This window comes from Pseudomonas sp. GD04091 (assembly GCF_029836165.1).
Lineage (GTDB): Bacteria > Pseudomonadota > Gammaproteobacteria > Pseudomonadales > Pseudomonadaceae > Aquipseudomonas.
The window spans coordinates 23,709-40,121 of record NZ_JAOEBG010000007.1 but is presented as its reverse complement, the minus strand read 5'-3'; the positions used below and the strand labels follow the sequence as shown (position 1 = coordinate 40,121).

The window sequence follows — 16,413 nt, the reverse complement described above, 5'->3', positions numbered from 1 at the left end:
AATGCGCTTTACTCTCAAATAAGAGTTATTACCATCTGTGATCTCTTGAATTCAGCCCGCCGTGCCGGAGATCCCACATGTCGCCCCGCCCGCTTTCCTTCGCACCCTTCCTGCTGCTGTCCAGCTGCCTGCTCAGCGCCGCCGTGCAGGCCGCCAGCCAACCCGAACCGATCGAGCTGGAAAGCCAGAACGTGGTGGCCACCGCGCTGGAGGAAAGCAAGCAGGCCCCGGGCGTGTCGATCATCACCGCCGAGGACCTCAAGAAACGCCCGCCGGCCAACGACCTGTCGCAGATCATCCGCACCATGCCGGGGGTCAACCTCACCGGCAACTCCACCAGCGGCCAGCGCGGCAACAACCGGCAGATCGATATCCGCGGCATGGGCCCTGAGAACACCCTGATCCTGGTCGATGGCAAACCGGTCGCCAGCCGCAACGCGGTGCGCTACGGCTGGCGCGGCGAACGCGACAGCCGTGGCGATACCAACTGGGTGCCGGCCGACCAGGTCGAACGCATCGAGGTGATTCGCGGCCCGGCGGCGGCGCGCTATGGCTCTGGCGCCATGGGCGGGGTGATCAACATCATTACCAAGCAGGCCGGCAAGGACACTCACGGCAACATGACCGTGTACCAGAACTTCCCCCAGCACGGTGACGAAGGCGCCACCAAACGGGTGAGCTTCGGGCTCAACGGCCCGCTGACCGACCGCCTCAGCTACCGGGTGTACGGCAACGTCGCCAAGACCGACTCGGACGACTGGGACATCAACGAGGGCCACCAGTCCGCGCGTACCGGCAACCAGGTCGGCACCCTGCCCGCCGGCCGTGAAGGCGTGCGCAACAAGGACGTCAACGGGCTGCTCAGCTGGCACCTGACCCCGGAGCAGACCCTCGACTTCGAGGCCGGTTTCAGCCGCCAGGGCAACATCTACAGCGGTGATACCCAGAACACCAACTCCAACAGCACCGTGAAGAACCTGCTGGGCAGCGAAACCAACATCATGTACCGCGAGAACTACGCCATCACCCACCGTGGCGATTGGGACTTCGGCAGCACCATGGCCTACCTGCAGTACGCCAAGACCCGCAACAGCCGGGTCAACGAGGGCCTGGCCGGCGGTACCGAAGGCATCTTCAGCAATGCCGATTTCTACACCTCGACCTTGCGCGACCTCACCGCCCACGGTGAGCTCAACCTGCCGCTGCACGCCTGGCGCGACCAGACGCTGACCCTGGGCAGCGAGTGGAGCCAGCAGAAACTCGACGACCCCAGCGCCAACACCCAGACCACCAGCGAGGGCGGCAGCGTGTCGGGCCTGACCAGCACTGGTCGCAGCACCACCTCGCAGGCGCAGATCTTCTCGTTGTTCGCCGAGGACAACATCGAGCTGCTGCCCGGTACCATGCTCACCCCGGCGTTGCGCTTCGACCATCACAGCATCGTCGGCGACAACTGGAGCCCGTCGCTCAACCTGTCGCACGCGCTCACCGACACCCTCACCCTCAAGGCCGGTATCGCCCGCGCCTACAAGGCCCCCAACCTGTACCAGCTCAACCCCGACTACCTGCTCTACAGCCGCGGCCAGGGCTGCTACGGCCAGAGCACCAGCTGCTACCTGCAAGGCAACGAGCATCTCAAGGCCGAGACCAGCGTGAACAAGGAGCTGGGCATCGAGTTCCAGCGTGACGGCTGGGTCGCGGGGCTGACCTACTTTCGCAACGACTACAAGAACAAGATCGACTCGGGCCTGAGCAAGATCGGCAACGCCATCGGCGGCACCGGCAGCTATGCCAACGCCGCGATCTACCAGTGGGAGAACATCCCCAAGGCGCTGGTCGAGGGCCTGGAAGGCACCCTGACCATCCCGCTGGCCGAGCAGTTGAAGTGGAGCAACAACTTCACCTACATGCTCCAGTCGAAGAACAAGGAAACCGGCGACACCCTCTCGGTGACCCCGGCCTACACCCTCAACTCGATGCTCGACTGGCAGGCCAGCGACGACCTGTCGCTGCAACTGAGCGTGGCCTGGTATGGCAAACAGAAACCGAAGAAGTACGACTACCACGGCGACCGCGTGACCGGCTCGTCCAACGACCAACTGGCGCCCTACGCGCTGGTCGGCGCCAGCGGCACCTACGCCATCAGCAAAAACCTCAGCGTCACCGCCGGCGTCGACAACCTGTTCGACAAACGCCTGTACCGCGCGGGCAACGCCCAGGGCGTGAACAACATCGAAGGCGCAGGCGCGGCCACCTACAACGAACCGGGCCGCACCCTGTACACCAGCCTCACCGCCTCCTTCTGAGGCCATGCCGGTACGGCGTCGCCCGACGCCGCACCGGCCCCACGAAGAGAACGCCTGATGAAAGCCCTTTCCCTGGTCCTGGCCCTGGCCATGACCGGCCCCGCCTTGGCGCAACCGGCACCCGAGCAGAAGATGGACAGCAGCGTGCTGCAACGCCAGGACCTGGCCTATCGGTTCAGCCACCTCGACCTGGACTCGCGCGACGGCCAGCGCCACTACCGTCTGTGGATCGGCAAGCCCGACCGCCCCGCGCCCGCCAGTGGCTACCCGGTGCTGTGGATGCTCGACGGCAACGCCGCCATCGGCGCCCTGCAGGCGCGCCAGTTGGAACAACTCGCCGCCGGCCAGGCGCCGCTGCTGGTCGCCATCGGCTACCAGACCGACCAGCGCATCGAGCGTACCGCCCGAACCTTCGACTACACCCCGGTGGTGCCTGGCCTGGCCGACCAGCGCGATCCGTTGACCGGCCAGCCCAGCGGCGGTGTCGATGCGTTCCTCGATCTGCTGGACCAACGCATGCGCCCGATGGTCGCCGCCACGGCGCCAGTCGACCCCGCCCGCCAGACCCTGTGGGGCCATTCCTATGGCGGGCTGGCCGTGCTGCACACCCTGTTCACCCGCCCCGGCCTGTTCCAGGACTATGCGGCGGCCAGCCCCTCGCTGTGGTGGCGTGACGGCGCCATCGTCCATGAGGCGGCCGGGCTGTCTCAGCGCCTTGGCCAGAGCCGCCCGCGCCTGCTGCTGATGCGTGGCGGCGACGAGCCCGCCAATCCGCGCGGCGCGGCGGCGGCCGACAGTGAGCGGCCGATGCGCGAGCTGGCCGCAAGCCTGGCCAAGGTCGATGGCTTGCAGGTGCGCTACCAGCGCTTCGCCGGGCTGGGGCACGGCCCGATGCTGCCGGCGTCGCTGGAACGGGTGCTCGACAGCCTGGCCCGCTGACGCCTTCGGCGCTCAGGAGTGCAGGTACTTGAGCACGTACAGGGCCAGTTCGCGGAAAGCGTCGGCCGGGATCCTCTCGCTCAGGGCCTGCGCCCTGCCCAACGTTGCACAGCAGGCCTTGAGCATCTTGTCGCGGACCTGTTTGTCGACCATGCCGGTATGCACCAGCTGGAAGTACTGCGGGAATGTGCTGGACGCTTGCACCGCAGAGCCACGGCGTATCTCGAACACCCCTTCGATATGGGGCGGCTGGAAGTACGGTGCGCCGTGGTAGTCCGCTTGCGGCTCCAGGCGCAGGTCCGGCGTGCAGAGGCTGTGGCACAGCAACCGGCTCTCACGGTCGGTTTCCATGCCGCGCTGATAGAGGCAGATCTGCGAGCCCGGGACCATCAGGCAGGCGGCCTCGAAGGCGTCGATGATCTTCATGGCGTTGCCTTGCGAGGTTTCGATCTTGCTCAGCGAGACGAAACGTTCGAGCGCGTCCTCGGCCACGCTCTTCACCGCGCGCTCCAGGGTGGCCCAGTGGCCGAACTCCTTCTGGCAGGCGATCAGGTGCAGCTCCAGCTGGTAGCCCGCCTCACGCGCCAGGGCCGGCACGTTGGCGAAGCCGGGAGCGTCCAGCGCGGTTTCCATGATGATGTCGTACTGGTTGGCCAAGGCATGGCCGAAGATCTTCGTGCCCAGCTGCCAGATGAACGACTCGGTGTGGGCATAGGCATGCCGCCCTCCGTGCTCCTTCATCTGCTCGTACTGCGGGTGCAGCTTGCGAAAGTCGGGGGTGTACAGGTTGACGTAGTCATCGTAGCGCTTGCTCGCCAGCAGCGAGTTGTTCAGCAGGTAGGTCTTGCCCGAACCTTCGGCGCCGGCAACCACCAGCATCCTGGGCGCGGGGTTGCCTTGCGCGTCGACCCGGCGCTTGCGCTGGAACAGGCTGGACGCGAGTCCATCGAAAGCGGCTGTCACGTCCTCGGACGCAAAGGTGTAAAGCTCGGTCATGCTCGTCATTCCTTGTGGCTACCCGAAATCGGGCGGGCCAGAAAGGTAGAACGCCTGCGCGCGAGGCCTGTGGTACTTATCGCAGCTGCCCAGGCATGGGCCATGCCCCGCCGAAGGTCGTAGCCACCGCGCTTGCCAGCGGGGTGGCGCAGTGCTGTATGCTTGCCCGGTCTTCAGGGCGGGGTGAAAGTCCCCACCGGCGGTAAATCGAAAGATGAGCCCGCGAGCGCCCCGGCCATGCCGGGGGTCAGCAGACCTGGTGAGATCCCAGGGCCGACGGTCATAGTCCGGATGAAAGAAGGCGTTTGGCAGGGGGCCGTCCAGGCGCCCTTGCGCGCGCATTTTGTTCGCCCCGAGACGTTCATCGATCATTCACGAGGAGCGTTTCATGTCCACCATGCACCACAAGCAGTTCCCCAACGTCACCGCCGCCATCGCCGCCTTCCAGGCCGGGCGCCCCGTACTGCTGCTCGACGACGACGATCGCGAGGACGAAGCCGACATCGTCGCCGCCGCCGAAAACCTTTCGCTGCAGACCATGGCCATGATGATCCGCGACTGCAGCGGCATCGTCTGCCTGTGCCTGGACGAAGCCACCGTCGACGCCCTGCAGCTAGCGCCGATGGTGCAGAACAACCAGGCTCGCCACGGCACCGGCTTCACCGTCACCATCGAGGCGGCCGAAGGCGTCAGCACCGGCGTGTCGGCGCAGGACCGCATCACCACCATCGAAGCGGCGCTGCGCTCGACCGCGCAGCAGCGGCATATCGTCAGCCCGGGCCATGTGTTCCCGCTGCGCGCCCGTGACGGCGGCGTGCTGACCCGCCGTGGCCATACCGAAGGCTCGGTGGACCTGGCCCGCCTGGCCGGCCTGCGCCCGGCGGCGGTGCTGTGCGAACTGATGAACCCCGACGGCAGCATGGCCCGTGGCGAGCAGGTGGCGGTGTATGCGCGGCAGTACAACCTGCCGGTGCTGACCATCGAGGAACTGGCGCGCTATCGCGAGGCGATGGTCGAACTGGAGGCCGAGCCGGCCTGATACCCCAGCAAACCCGCCCCCGATCACTGTGGGAGCGGGTTTGCCCCACGCCTCAACGCAACCCCAACGGTCCTTTCAGGTACTCATACAACCCTACCGCGCTCTTGCGATAACCCTCGGCGGTCAGGTGCACCAAGTCCGGCCGCGCCAGCCCGCTCGCCTGCCAGCCGGCGATCGAGCATGGCCCGCCCATGAACCCCTGCCAATCCCAGAACAGCGCCTTGTGCTTCTGCGCCATCTGCTTCTGCACACGGATCACCGCCGCCAACGGCTGGGGCTGACGTGCCGCGCAGCTGCGCGCCTTGCGCTGCTTGATCGAGTCCGGCGGTCCGACCAGCAGGATCGCCGCGTGCGGCAGGTCCTTGCGCAGGCCGGTCAGGGTCGTATCCAGCTGCGACTGGTACAACGCCAGGTCGAGCTTGTCGTCGAACGCCTCATTGGTGCCGTAGGCCAGGATCACCAGGTCCGGCCGCACGGCCTTGAGGCTGTCGCGCCAGCCCGGCTGCCACTTGTCCACCACCTCCAGACGCGCACCATTGATGCCCAGCGCCGAGTAGGTCACCCCGGTATTCTTCTGCCCCTGGATGTACCACCCCCCAAGCGCGACACCTCGGCCGCCCTCGACACTCAACTGAACCGGCAGGCCGACATTGGCGTAGGCCGGGCTGAAGCGCCACTGGCCATTGCTCGCCGGCAGCACGCGGCGCTGGCCGGCATTGACGAAGAGACTGGCGCTGGCGGTCGACTGGTACAGCGCCGAGACCTTGTAGCGCTGGCGGTCCTCGTCACGCGCCTGCAATACCACACTGGCGCGGTTGGCCAACGGCAGCGACAGGTAGCCCCCCAGTGGAAACTGCTGGCTCTGCTGGTTGCGCGCCGACACCAGCTCCCACTGGCGCTTCTCGCTCTTGATGAGCACCCGGTCGTTGCGGATCCCCGGCACCGGCGAAGCCGGCACCATGCCGATGCCGCCATCGCCGTAGCGGGCCTGCAGCAGGCGGCGCATTTCGCCGCTGAACAGGTCTGCGGCGGTGTGCGAATCCCCCAGCTGGACGATCGATACCGGGGCTCGATCGGCACCGCGCAGCTTGCCCGCGAGCACGGCGACGTTGCCGTCCTGACGCGCGACCGGCGTGGCGACGGGCCGCGCCGCGGCCTGGACGTTCACGCTGTTGGCGCCGGTACTGCAACCCGGTACCGCGCTGATCAGCAGGGCCAGGCCCAGCAGGTGATGCCATTGGCGCATCTCAATGTCCTGTAACGGTCAGGCCCGGGAAGCTGATCAGCGACAGGATCTGTTCAGCGATCAGCTTCTGGCCCGTGATGGTGAAATGAATGCCGTCGTCGACCCGCACCTTGACCCGCTTGCCCTCGGGCGTGTGCATCGTGTACGAGAAGCCCGCGTCGGTGTAGCCGAGGATCGGGTTGGCCGACACGTAGTGCTGACCGAACAGCGCCGTCTGTTCCTGGTACAGGCCACTGAGGTAGCTCATGGCCGTGGACAGGCGTGCCTTTTCCATGTTCGGCGGGCCGACCCAGAGCACCTGCACATCATGCGCGCGAGCCTGATCGAGGATCGAATCGATACGGGCACGATAGGCCGCTTCCCATTCCGGCGACTTGAAGCGCAAGAACGGCTTGCCCTTGCCCTGGGGCATGTCCCAGGGGTCGTTGGGCCCGAGGAACACCACCATCAGGCGGATGTTCGGCGTGTGATCGAGGGTCTCGGCCACGGTCTTCGGCCAGTTGAAGAAACCTGGGTAGGCAAGGCCGGTGCTCTGCCTGCTGAGGTTGACGGTGCGGATCTGGTAGCGCTTGCGCAGGCTGTTGGCCAGGTGCGGAGCGACACCCTGCATCAGCGAGTCGCCCACCAGGAACACCTCGTCGCCCGCCGCCAGCGCGGCGACCGTGCCCGGTTGCAGCAGCGGCGCGGCGGGCACGCTTGCCACGGGCTGCACGGACGCTACCGGCACGGAAGGCGCCGCCGGCATGGCGTGCGTGGGCTCAGGCTTGTGCGCCAGAGGCTTGGCCAGCGCCGCCGGTGTCTCCAGGTTGACACTCACCACCGGCATCGGCGCCGGCAGCACCTCGGGCGCGGGCGCCGGCGCGAACAGGCTGTCGCGCTGCGCCTCCATCGCCTGGGTCAGTTGCCCGCCCAGGCGCCAGGCCTGGGCCTGGCCCAGCAACGGGATCTCGCAGCCCTGGTGATACTTCTGCTGGCAGTAGAGCCTGATCGAGTCCTGGTTGAGCCAGAACAGCAGCACGGTGACCACCACGATCGCGTAAAGCGCACGGGCCGCGCCCATCTGCGCCTGGAACAGTTGCCGGCTATCAGAAACTTGCATAGATGAACCCCGGCACGCCCGACTGCGAAGCAAGAATCACCAGCGACACTCCGACCCCGAGCGGGATCGGATACAGCGGCCAGGGCAGGCGCTGGAACAGCGCGCCGCTCTGGCGCAACAGCGTCACCCATTGTGGATAACTGGCCACGAACAGCACGCTGGCCAGCAGCATCAGGCCACTGGTGCTGTTCAGCCCGGCCAGGCTCACCTGGGTGATGTCGCCGAGCATCTCGAGGGCGCCATCCAGGGTCGGGCTGCGGAAGAAGATCCAGGCGAAGGCTACATAGTGGAAAGTCATCAGTCGCGCCAGTAGCCCCGCCGCCGGCAGGCGCGCGAAGCCAGGCAGCCACTGGCTGAACAGCTTGGAGATGGCCAGGCCCACGCCATGCAGTGCGCCCCAGATGATGAAGTTGAGGCTCGCCCCATGCCACAGGCCCGACACCAGCATCGCCAGCAGCATGTTCAGGTTGCCGCGCCACACGCCCCGGCGGTTGCCGCCCAGCGGGATATAGACGTAGTCGCGGATGAAGCGCGACAGGCTGATATGCCAGCGCCCCCAGAACTCCTTGAGGTTGTGCGCGGCGTACGGTGCGTCGAAGTTGTCCGGCAGGCGAAAGCCCAACAGCAGGGCGATGCCAGTGACCAGGTTGGTGTAGCCGCTGAAGTTGAAGTAGATCAGCAGGCTGTAGCCGTACACGCTCAACAGCACCTGTTCGGGCGTGGCGCTGCCCGGGGTGTCGAACACCGGGTCGACCCACTCGCTGCCCAGCCAGGCGCCGAGAAAGAACAGCTTGACCACCGCCATGGCGATCAGCCCCAGCGCCCTCTGCGGCTCCAGCACCTGACGCATGGCCGGCGGGCGGATCTGCGGCAGCATGTGCAGGGCCCGGTTGACCGGCCCGGCCACCAGGCTGGGGAAGAACGCCAGGTACAGGGCCAGGTCCAGCGGCGCGACCGGCGCCAGCTCGCGGCGGTTGATCGACACCAGGTAGCTGACCGAGTGGAAGGTGTAGAACGACAGGCCGATCGGCACCAGCACTTCCAGCAACGGCAGCGACACCTGCAGCCCGGTTGCGGTCAGTGCCGCCTGCAGGCCACCGACGAAGAACTCCTGGTACTTGAACAGGTAGAAGCAGCCCAGCACCAGCGCCAGCAGCAGCGTCCGGCTGAACCAGCGGCCCGGGTAGCGTGCGGCCAGCAGGCCGAGCAGGTACACCAGCGCGCTGTAGCCCAGCAGGATGTACAGCGACTGCCGGCTGAAACTCGCCACCAGGCCATAGCTGGCCACCAGGAGCACGACATTCTGCAGCCGCACGCTCCAGCACAGGCTCCAGTAAAGAATGAAGAACAGCGTGAAACAGAGGCCGAATTCGATCGAGAGGAAGCTCACAACGTAGTCCATTACGTAACGTCTGGTAGGAAGCCGCTGACCCGCAGGCCAGAGCGCGCGGATTATGGCAGAGCACCCAAGCCCTCACAATGCGATCACTTGGCAAAATGCAAGCACTCTCGCGGCCATCAAGTGCAACAAAATAAGACGAACGACAGGCCCGGGTAATTTGCTCCCCCTGCCCCGCTCTGCTAGTGTCGCGCCGTTCTGAATGCCACCGAGACAGTCGCCATGGCCCGCAAAAAAGCCTCCCTCGATTTCGAGCAATCCCTCGCCGACCTGCAAGCCCTGGTCGAGCGCCTGGAGAACGGCGAATTGTCGCTGGAAGAATCGCTGGCCGCCTTCGAGCAAGGCATCGCCCTGACCCGCGATTGCCAGGGTGCCCTGGCCCAGGCCGAGCAGAAGGTGCAGATCCTGCTGGAGCGTGACGGCGAGCTGGCCGCCCAGCCGTTCGACGCGGAGCCGCAGGCATGATCGCCCAGTACCAGGCCAGCTCCCAGGCACGGGTCGACGCCGCCCTCGAACCGTTGTTCCAGGCCCCCTCCAGGGAGCTCGAGCGCCTCTACGCCGCCATGCGCTACAGCGTGATGAACGGCGGCAAGCGCGTGCGCCCGCTGCTGGCGTACGCCGCCTGCGAAGCCCTCGGCGCCCCGGCCGAGCAGGCCAATGGCGCGGCCTGCGCGGTGGAGCTGATCCACGCCTACTCACTGGTGCACGACGACCTGCCGGCCATGGACGACGATGACCTGCGCCGCGGCCAGCCAACCACCCACAAGGCGTTCGACGAAGCCTGCGCCATCCTCGCCGGCGACGGCCTGCAGAGCCTGGCCTTCAGCGCCCTGCTCGACCCGCGCCTGAGTCCGCAGGCCGACGCCATCCGCCTGCAGATGGTCCAGGCCCTGGCCAAGGCCGCCGGCCCCGCCGGCATGGTCGGTGGCCAGGCCATCGACCTGGGTTCGGTAGGCATCAAGCTCGACCAGCAGGCCCTGGAATACATGCACCGGCACAAGACCGGCGCGCTGATCGAAGCCAGCGTGCGCCTCGGCGCTCTGGCCAGCGCACGCGCCGGGCAGGCCCAGCTCGACGCCCTGCAGACTTATGCACAGGCCATCGGCCTGGCCTTCCAGGTGCAGGACGACATCCTCGACGTGGAAAGCGATACCGCCACCCTCGGCAAGCGCCAGGGCGCCGACATCGCCCGCGACAAGCCGACCTATCCGGCGCTGCTCGGGCTGGAGGCGGCCAAGGCCTACGCACTGGAACTGCGCGACCAGGCATTGGCAGCACTGCAAGGCTTTGGCGAGAACGCCGAGCCGCTACGGGCGCTGGCCCGCTACATCGTCGAGCGCCGCCACTGAGGCCTTGCACATCCCCTGTGGGAGCGGCCTCGTGTCGCGAAAGGGCCGCAAAGCGGCCCCGGCAATCGTTGCGTCAACGCTGAAATGCTGGGGCTGCTGCGCACCCCTTTCGCGACACAAGGCCGCTCCTACAGCATCCGGGTCGCATTGAGCTTCCTGCACACCCGTCCGAATGGGCAGCTTTTCCTACAATGGGGTAAACTGCCGCGTCTTCAAACCTATAACGACTCGCCTGATGCCCACGACGTTTCAAGAGATCCCCCGCGAACGCCCGGTCACGCCGTTGCTGGACCGCGCCGACACGCCCGCCGGCCTGCGCAGGCTGGCCGAAGCCGACCTGGAGACCCTGGCCGACGAGCTGCGCCAGGAGCTGCTCTATACCGTTGGTCAGACCGGTGGGCATTTCGGTGCAGGCCTGGGCGTCATCGAGCTGACCATCGCCCTGCACTACGTCTTCGACACCCCGGACGACCGACTGGTGTGGGACGTCGGCCACCAGGCCTACCCGCACAAGATCCTCACCGGGCGTCGTGAGCGCATGCTCAGCCTGCGTCAGAAGGACGGCATCGCCGCCTTCCCGCGCCGCAGCGAGAGCGAGTACGACACCTTCGGCGTCGGTCACTCCAGCACCTCGATCAGCGCAGCCCTGGGCATGGCCATCGCCGCACGCCTGCAGAACGACCCGCGCAAGTCAATCGCCGTGATCGGCGACGGCGCGCTGACCGCCGGCATGGCCTTCGAGGCGCTGAACCACGCGCAGGAAGTGGACGCCGACATGCTGGTGATCCTCAACGACAACGACATGTCGATCTCGCGCAACGTCGGTGGCCTGTCCAACTACCTGGCCAAGATCCTCTCCAGCCGCACCTACGCCAGCATGCGCGAAGGCAGCAAGAAAGTGCTGTCGCGCCTGCCCGGGGCCTGGGAGATCGCCCGCCGCACCGAAGAGTACGCCAAGGGCATGCTGGTGCCGGGCACACTGTTCGAGGAGCTGGGCTGGAACTACATCGGTCCGATCGATGGCCACGACCTGCCGACCCTGATCGCCACCCTGCGCAACATGCGTGACCTCAAGGGCCCGCAGTTCCTGCACGTGGTCACCAAGAAAGGCAAGGGCTTCGCCCCGGCCGAGGTCGACCCGATCGGCTACCACGCCATCACCAAGCTGGAACCGGCCGACAAGCCCGTCGCGCCGAAGAAGCCCAGCGGCCCGAAATATTCCGCCGTGTTCGGCCAGTGGCTGTGCGACATGGCCGCCGCCGACAACCGCCTGGTGGGCATCACCCCGGCGATGAAGGAAGGCTCGGACCTGGTCGACTTCAGCGAACGCTACCCCGAGCGCTACTTCGACGTCGCCATCGCCGAGCAGCACGCCGTGACGCTGGCCGCGGGCATGGCCTGCGAAGGTGCCAAGCCGGTGGTGGCGATCTACTCCACCTTCCTCCAGCGTGCCTACGACCAGCTGATCCATGACGTGGCCGTGCAGGACCTCGACGTGCTGTTCGCCATCGACCGCGCCGGCCTGGTCGGCGAGGACGGCCCGACCCACGCGGGCGCCTACGACCTGTCGTACCTGCGCTGCGTCCCCGGCATGCTGGTGATGACCCCCAGCGACGAGAACGAGCTGCGCAAGATGCTCAGCACCGGCCATCACTACAAGGGCCCGGCGGCCGTGCGCTACCCGCGCGGCACCGGCCCCAACGCGCCGATCAGCGGCGACCTGGAGCCCCTGGAAATCGGCAAGGGCGTGGTGCGTCGGCAGGGCAAGAAAGTCGCCCTGCTGGTGTTCGGGGTACAGCTGACCGAAGCGCTGCAGGTGGCCGAGCAGATCGACGCCAGCGTGGTCGACATGCGTTTCGTCAAACCGCTGGACGAGGCGCTGGTGCTGGAAATGGCCGCCAACCATGAATTGCTGGTGACCCTCGAGGAGAACGCCATCATGGGTGGCGCCGGCGCCGCCGTCGGCGAGTTCCTGGCCCGTGAGGGGATGGTCAAGCCACTGCTGCACCTGGGTCTGCCGGATATCTACGTCGAGCACGCCAAGCCTGCGCAGATGCTGGCCGAATGTGGGCTGGATGTCGCCGGAATCGAAGCATCGGTCAAAGCCCGCATGGCCAAGCTCGGCCTGTAACGCCCAATCGCGGGGCAAGTCGCAGCGGTGCGCCGGTGCGACTTGCCCCGCGTTTGCAATGGAACTGCCCATGAAGATCCGCGCACTCCCCCTGCTCTGCCTCCCTGCCGCCGCCCTGGCCGCCGAACCTTCCCGCGACGACGCGCTCAAGCTCCCCGACGTGCTGATCAGCGCCAGCCGCCAGGTCGAGTCGCGCACCGCCACCAGCGCTGCCAACACGGTGTTCACCCGTGCCGACATCGACCGCCTGCAACCAAGCGGCGTCACCGACCTGCTCGCCCGTGTCCCCGGGGTGCAGGTCGCACCCACCGGTGGACGCGGCAGCCTGCCCGGCATCTTCATCCGCGGCACCAAGGCCGCCCAGACCCTGGTGCTGGTCGACGGCGTGCGCATCGCCAACACCACTTCCGGCGACAGCGGCCTGCAGTTCCTCGACGTCGACCAGATCGAACGGGTGGAAGTCCTGCGTGGCTCACGTTCGGCGATCTACGGCAGCGACGCCATCGGCGGGGTGATCCAGATCTTCACCCGCCGTGGCGACGGCCCAGGCCTGCACCCGCGCCTGCGCGTCGCCGCCGGCAGCAATCAGACCTGGCAACGCAGCCTGGGGCTGTCCGGCGGTGATGGCGCGACCCGCTTCAACCTCGGCGCCAGCCTGGACGAGACCGCCGGAATCGATTCGACCGGGCCCTCGTACGGTAGCGATGGCGACCATGACGCCTATCGCAACCGTTCGCTCAACCTGAGCCTGAGCCACGCCTTCAACGAGCGTTTCGAGGCGGGCGTCAACCTGCTCGACAGTCGTGGGCGCAGTGAATACGACAGTCCTTACGGGCGGCTGGATGAAGTCACCTGGCTAAGTTATCCACAGCAGCCCTACACCGACTTCAGCGTCAGCAGCCTGGGCTCCTGGTTCGATGCCCAGCTCAACGACACCTGGCACTCCAGACTGGAACTGGGCCACAGCGAAAACCGCGACGACAAACGCGACAAGCTCAGCGACCAGCGCTTCATCTACAACACCTATCGTGATCAGGTCACCTGGCAGAACGATCTTGTCCTCGACGATCGCAACCATCTGATGCTGGGCGGCGACTGGTATCAAGACCGCTTTCACGGCACGGCGAACTTCAGCGAGGACAGCCGCTGGAACCGCGCCGTCTTCGCCCAGTACCGTTTCGCGGGGGAACGCTTCTCGAGCGAGCTCGGCGTTCGTCACGACCGCAACCAGCAGTACGGCGACCAGACCACCTGGAACGCCAGCCTCACCGTCCCCTTGAATCCGCGCAACGATGTGCTGCTGTCCTATAGCGAAGGGTTTCGCGCCCCGACCTTCAACGACCTCTACGACGTACAGTACGGCAACCCGGACCTGCGCCCCGAGCACTCGAAGAGCTACGAGCTGCAATGGCGCAGCCAACTGGCCAGCGAAACCCGGCTGGAGGCCTCGCTGTATCGCACCGACCTGCGCGACGCGATCAACTACGACCCCACGCGCAGGCGCCCCGGCAATGTCGACAACGCACGCATCAACGGCCTGGAGCTGTCGCTGCTGCAGGAATGGGCTGGCTGGACCTCGCAGTTGGGCCTGAGCATGATCGATCCCCGCGACCGTGAAAGCGGCCATACCCTGCAACGACGCGCTCGTCGCACGTTGAGCCTGGATCTGGATCGTCAGTTCGAGCGTTTTAGTGTGGGCGCGAGCTGGCAAGCCGTCAGTGGCAGCTACGACGATCCGTCCAACAACGAGCGCATAGGTGGCTACGGACTGCTTGGCCTGCGGGGCGGCATGGTCCTGACCGACGAGGTGAGGCTGGAGCTCAAGCTGGACAACCTGCTGGACAAGCAATACAGCCGCGCGCTGTACAGCTTCGAGGGCAGCCAGTACGGCTACCGCGAAGAAGGCCGCACCTGGCTGCTGAGCCTCACCTGGACGCCGACGCTCTAGTCTCCAGCAATTCGCACAGCCGGGCGGTGGCCTCGATCATCTGCCCGCTGGGCCGCTCCAGGCCCTTGTCCGGCACCACCAGCAACCGCTCGCCCGCCACCGCGCTCAGCTGCGGCCAACGACGCCAGCTGGCCAACTGCGCCTGATCACCCGCCAGGATCACCTGAGGGTCGCGCAGCAGCACCGACTCGACGCTCACCTGCGGCGCCGGCTGGGTCAGGTCGTCGAACACGTTGCGCGCACCGCAGACGCGCAGCGCATCGCTGACCACCTGATGACCACCGAGGGTGTACAGCGGCTTGTCCCATACCTGATAGAACACCCGCAACGGCGTCTCCCGCCGATAGCGCTCGCGCAGCTGCCGCAACCGTTCGCGCAGGCCGGACGCGTACAGGCGCCCCTGCTCGTCCCGCCCCAGTCGCTGGGCAATCGCCTCGATCTGCCCGATCAACTGGTCGAGATCGCCGGGCTCGGCGCTGAAGGTGGCGATCCCCAGGCGCCGCAACTGATCGCGCTGGGCGGGCGCTACGCTGCCGGGCCAAAGCAGCAGCAGGTCGGGTTGGAGGCTGAGCAGGCGCTCCATGTCCAACTGGCCATGGCGCCCGACGGAAGGCAGGTCGCGCAGTGCCGCTGGACGCTCACCGCCGTCGAGCAGACCGACCAGCAGGTCGCCGGCATCCAGTTCCACGACGATTTCGGTCATCGACGGCGCCAGGCTGACGACCCGCGGCCCGGCTTCGGCCAGGGCCGCGCAACACAGCAGCGAAACGAAGGCGATGAGCGCTCGCATCAGCCGAGCTGACGCGGAATGCGATAGAGGTACAGCACGACCACGGTGGACAACGCCAGGAGGATCTGGGGTACCGCCTCCAGCCCGACCAGCACCGAAAGCGCCGCCACCCAGGCCGGGAAGCAGGCGTACAGCATGGCCAGGCGCCGCACCCGGGCCAGCTCGATCCAGGCACCGGGCTCTTGCGGCGTACCCAGTTGCTTGTCGGTGGCGATCAGCGCCCGCTTGTAGGCGCCGAAGCGCGGCAGGCTGAGGAACATGGTGGCGGCGCCGGCGATGAACAGCGGCATCGCCAGCACCGGGACCAGCGGCTCGCCACCACCGAAGGCCCAGGCCATCACCGGCAACGGTACCAGACCCACCGCCAGGTACTGCCACCAGGCCAGGGCCAGCCGCCGCTTCACCTCGCTGCGGGTCACGCCTGGGGCACCTCGCCCTGGTGCTTGTTGCCCATCATGTGGCCGAGCTTGTCGGCCTTGGTGGCCAGGTACAGGCGGTTGTGCGGGTTGTGGCCAGTGTGCAGCGGCACGCGTTCGGCGACCTTGATGTGCATGTCGGTCAGGGCCTTGACCTTGCGCGGGTTGTTGGTCATCAGCCGCAGCGCCTTCACGCCCAGGTGCTCGAGCATCGGCAGGCACATGGCGTAGTCCCGCTGGTCGGCGGCGAAGCCCAGGCGCTCGTTGGCCTCGACGGTGTCGGCGCCGCCATCTTGCAGTTCGTAGGCGCGGATCTTGTTCAACAGGCCGATGCCACGGCCTTCCTGGCGCAGGTACAGCAGCACGCCACGGCCTTCGCGGGCGATGGCCTGCAACGCGGCCTCCAGCTGCGAGCCGCAGTCGCAGCGCTGGCTGAACAGGGCGTCGCCGGTCAGGCACTCGGAATGCAGGCGCCCCAGCACCGGCTCGCCGTCGGCGATGTCACCCAGGCTGAGCACCACGTGCTCACGGCCGGTGGCTTCGTCGAGAAAGCCATGCATGGTGAAGGTCGCAAAGGGAGTCGGGAGTTTAGAGGCGGCAACAAAGACGACGGGCACGTTGTGCTCCTGGAAAGTAGGAATTTTCAGATTGGCCGATTGTATCAGCAGCCCGGCGCGGGTGCGCAGGGTGAATACCGTGGCTTAAGATCGAAAAGTTCGATGCATATGAGGGGTGGCCGCGAGGCAGGCGAGGTC

Annotated in this window: 14 protein-coding genes and 1 riboswitch; of the genes, 7 read left to right on the top strand and 7 right to left on the bottom strand. The window is 66.8% G+C overall.

Features of this window, described 5'->3' with window-relative positions; translation table 11 throughout:
- Positions 1–77 precede the first annotated feature (77 nt).
- Both N7422_RS11150 and N7422_RS11145 read left to right on the top strand, forming a co-directional pair.
- Complete coding sequence (locus N7422_RS11150; RefSeq protein ID WP_279806584.1) at positions 78–2,306, top strand: TonB-dependent siderophore receptor; 2,229 nt, start codon at positions 78–80, stop codon at positions 2,304–2,306.
- 57 nt (positions 2,307–2,363) lie between these two features.
- Complete coding sequence (locus tag N7422_RS11145) at positions 2,364–3,245, top strand: alpha/beta hydrolase (protein WP_279806583.1); 882 nt, start codon at positions 2,364–2,366, stop codon at positions 3,243–3,245.
- A gap of 12 nt (positions 3,246–3,257) precedes the next feature.
- Here N7422_RS11145 and N7422_RS11140 read toward each other — a convergent pair whose 3' ends face one another.
- Entirely contained in the window at positions 3,258–4,241 is a 984-nt protein-coding gene (locus N7422_RS11140) for a zeta toxin family protein (RefSeq protein ID WP_279806582.1), read from the bottom strand.
- Between the two features lie 165 nt (positions 4,242–4,406).
- Positions 4,407–4,548: riboswitch (FMN riboswitch) on the top strand.
- A gap of 81 nt (positions 4,549–4,629) precedes the next feature.
- Here N7422_RS11140 and ribB point away from each other — a divergent pair.
- Positions 4,630–5,280: a 3,4-dihydroxy-2-butanone-4-phosphate synthase gene (gene ribB / locus N7422_RS11135; RefSeq protein ID WP_279806581.1), complete on the top strand. Its 651-nt coding sequence runs from the start codon at positions 4,630–4,632 to the stop codon at positions 5,278–5,280.
- Positions 5,281–5,332: 52 nt separating this feature from the next.
- On the opposite strand, the gene N7422_RS11130 is transcribed toward ribB, so the two are convergent.
- Genes N7422_RS11130 through N7422_RS11120 form a run of 3 tightly spaced genes read right to left on the bottom strand, consistent with a single transcriptional unit; the run spans position 5,333 to position 9,027 of the window.
- On the bottom strand, positions 5,333–6,526 hold the full coding sequence (locus N7422_RS11130) for an SGNH/GDSL hydrolase family protein (protein WP_279806580.1): 1,194 nt from the start codon (positions 6,524–6,526) through the stop codon (positions 5,333–5,335).
- Position 6,527: 1 nt separating this feature from the next.
- A complete protein-coding gene (locus N7422_RS11125) occupies positions 6,528–7,625 on the bottom strand; it encodes a DUF459 domain-containing protein (RefSeq protein ID WP_279806579.1) in 1,098 nt (365 codons plus the stop codon).
- On the bottom strand, positions 7,612–9,027 hold the full coding sequence (locus N7422_RS11120) for an MBOAT family O-acyltransferase (RefSeq protein ID WP_279806578.1): 1,416 nt from the start codon (positions 9,025–9,027) through the stop codon (positions 7,612–7,614). Before N7422_RS11120 ends, N7422_RS11125 begins: the two co-directional genes overlap by 14 nt.
- A 219-nt stretch (positions 9,028–9,246) precedes the next feature.
- Here N7422_RS11120 and N7422_RS11115 point away from each other — a divergent pair, with 219 nt between their 5' ends.
- The 4 genes from N7422_RS11115 (at position 9,247) to N7422_RS11100 (ending at position 14,452) form a co-directional block, all read left to right on the top strand.
- The gene (locus N7422_RS11115) at positions 9,247–9,489 is read left to right on the top strand and encodes an exodeoxyribonuclease VII small subunit (protein WP_279806577.1); all 243 of its coding nucleotides are present in this window, start codon (positions 9,247–9,249) and stop codon (positions 9,487–9,489) included.
- Positions 9,486–10,373 carry a (2E,6E)-farnesyl diphosphate synthase gene (gene ispA / locus N7422_RS11110; RefSeq protein WP_279806576.1) on the top strand — a complete coding sequence of 296 codons (888 nt, stop codon included), beginning with the start codon at positions 9,486–9,488 and terminating at the stop codon, positions 10,371–10,373. The genes N7422_RS11115 and ispA overlap by 4 nt, the downstream gene beginning before the upstream one ends.
- A gap of 235 nt (positions 10,374–10,608) precedes the next feature.
- Positions 10,609–12,504: a 1-deoxy-D-xylulose-5-phosphate synthase gene (dxs, locus tag N7422_RS11105; protein ID WP_279806575.1), complete on the top strand. Its 1,896-nt coding sequence runs from the start codon at positions 10,609–10,611 to the stop codon at positions 12,502–12,504.
- A gap of 58 nt (positions 12,505–12,562) precedes the next feature.
- Positions 12,563–14,452: a TonB-dependent receptor gene (locus tag N7422_RS11100; RefSeq protein WP_279806574.1), complete on the top strand. Its 1,890-nt coding sequence runs from the start codon at positions 12,563–12,565 to the stop codon at positions 14,450–14,452.
- On the opposite strand, the gene N7422_RS11095 is transcribed toward N7422_RS11100, so the two are convergent.
- The 3 genes from N7422_RS11095 to ribA are packed head-to-tail and all read right to left on the bottom strand — an operon-like array spanning position 14,430 to position 16,275.
- Complete coding sequence (locus tag N7422_RS11095) at positions 14,430–15,242, bottom strand: cobalamin-binding protein (RefSeq protein ID WP_279806573.1); 813 nt, start codon at positions 15,240–15,242, stop codon at positions 14,430–14,432. The two genes, N7422_RS11100 and N7422_RS11095, sit on opposite strands and share 23 nt — an antisense overlap.
- Positions 15,242–15,661, bottom strand: a complete 420-nt coding sequence (locus N7422_RS11090) for an MFS transporter (RefSeq protein ID WP_279806572.1) — start codon at positions 15,659–15,661, stop codon at positions 15,242–15,244. The genes N7422_RS11095 and N7422_RS11090 overlap by 1 nt, the downstream gene beginning before the upstream one ends.
- A complete protein-coding gene (gene ribA / locus N7422_RS11085) occupies positions 15,658–16,275 on the bottom strand; it encodes a GTP cyclohydrolase II (protein WP_279806571.1) in 618 nt (205 codons plus the stop codon). The genes N7422_RS11090 and ribA overlap by 4 nt, the downstream gene beginning before the upstream one ends.
- Between the last annotated feature and the right edge of the window lie 138 nt (positions 16,276–16,413).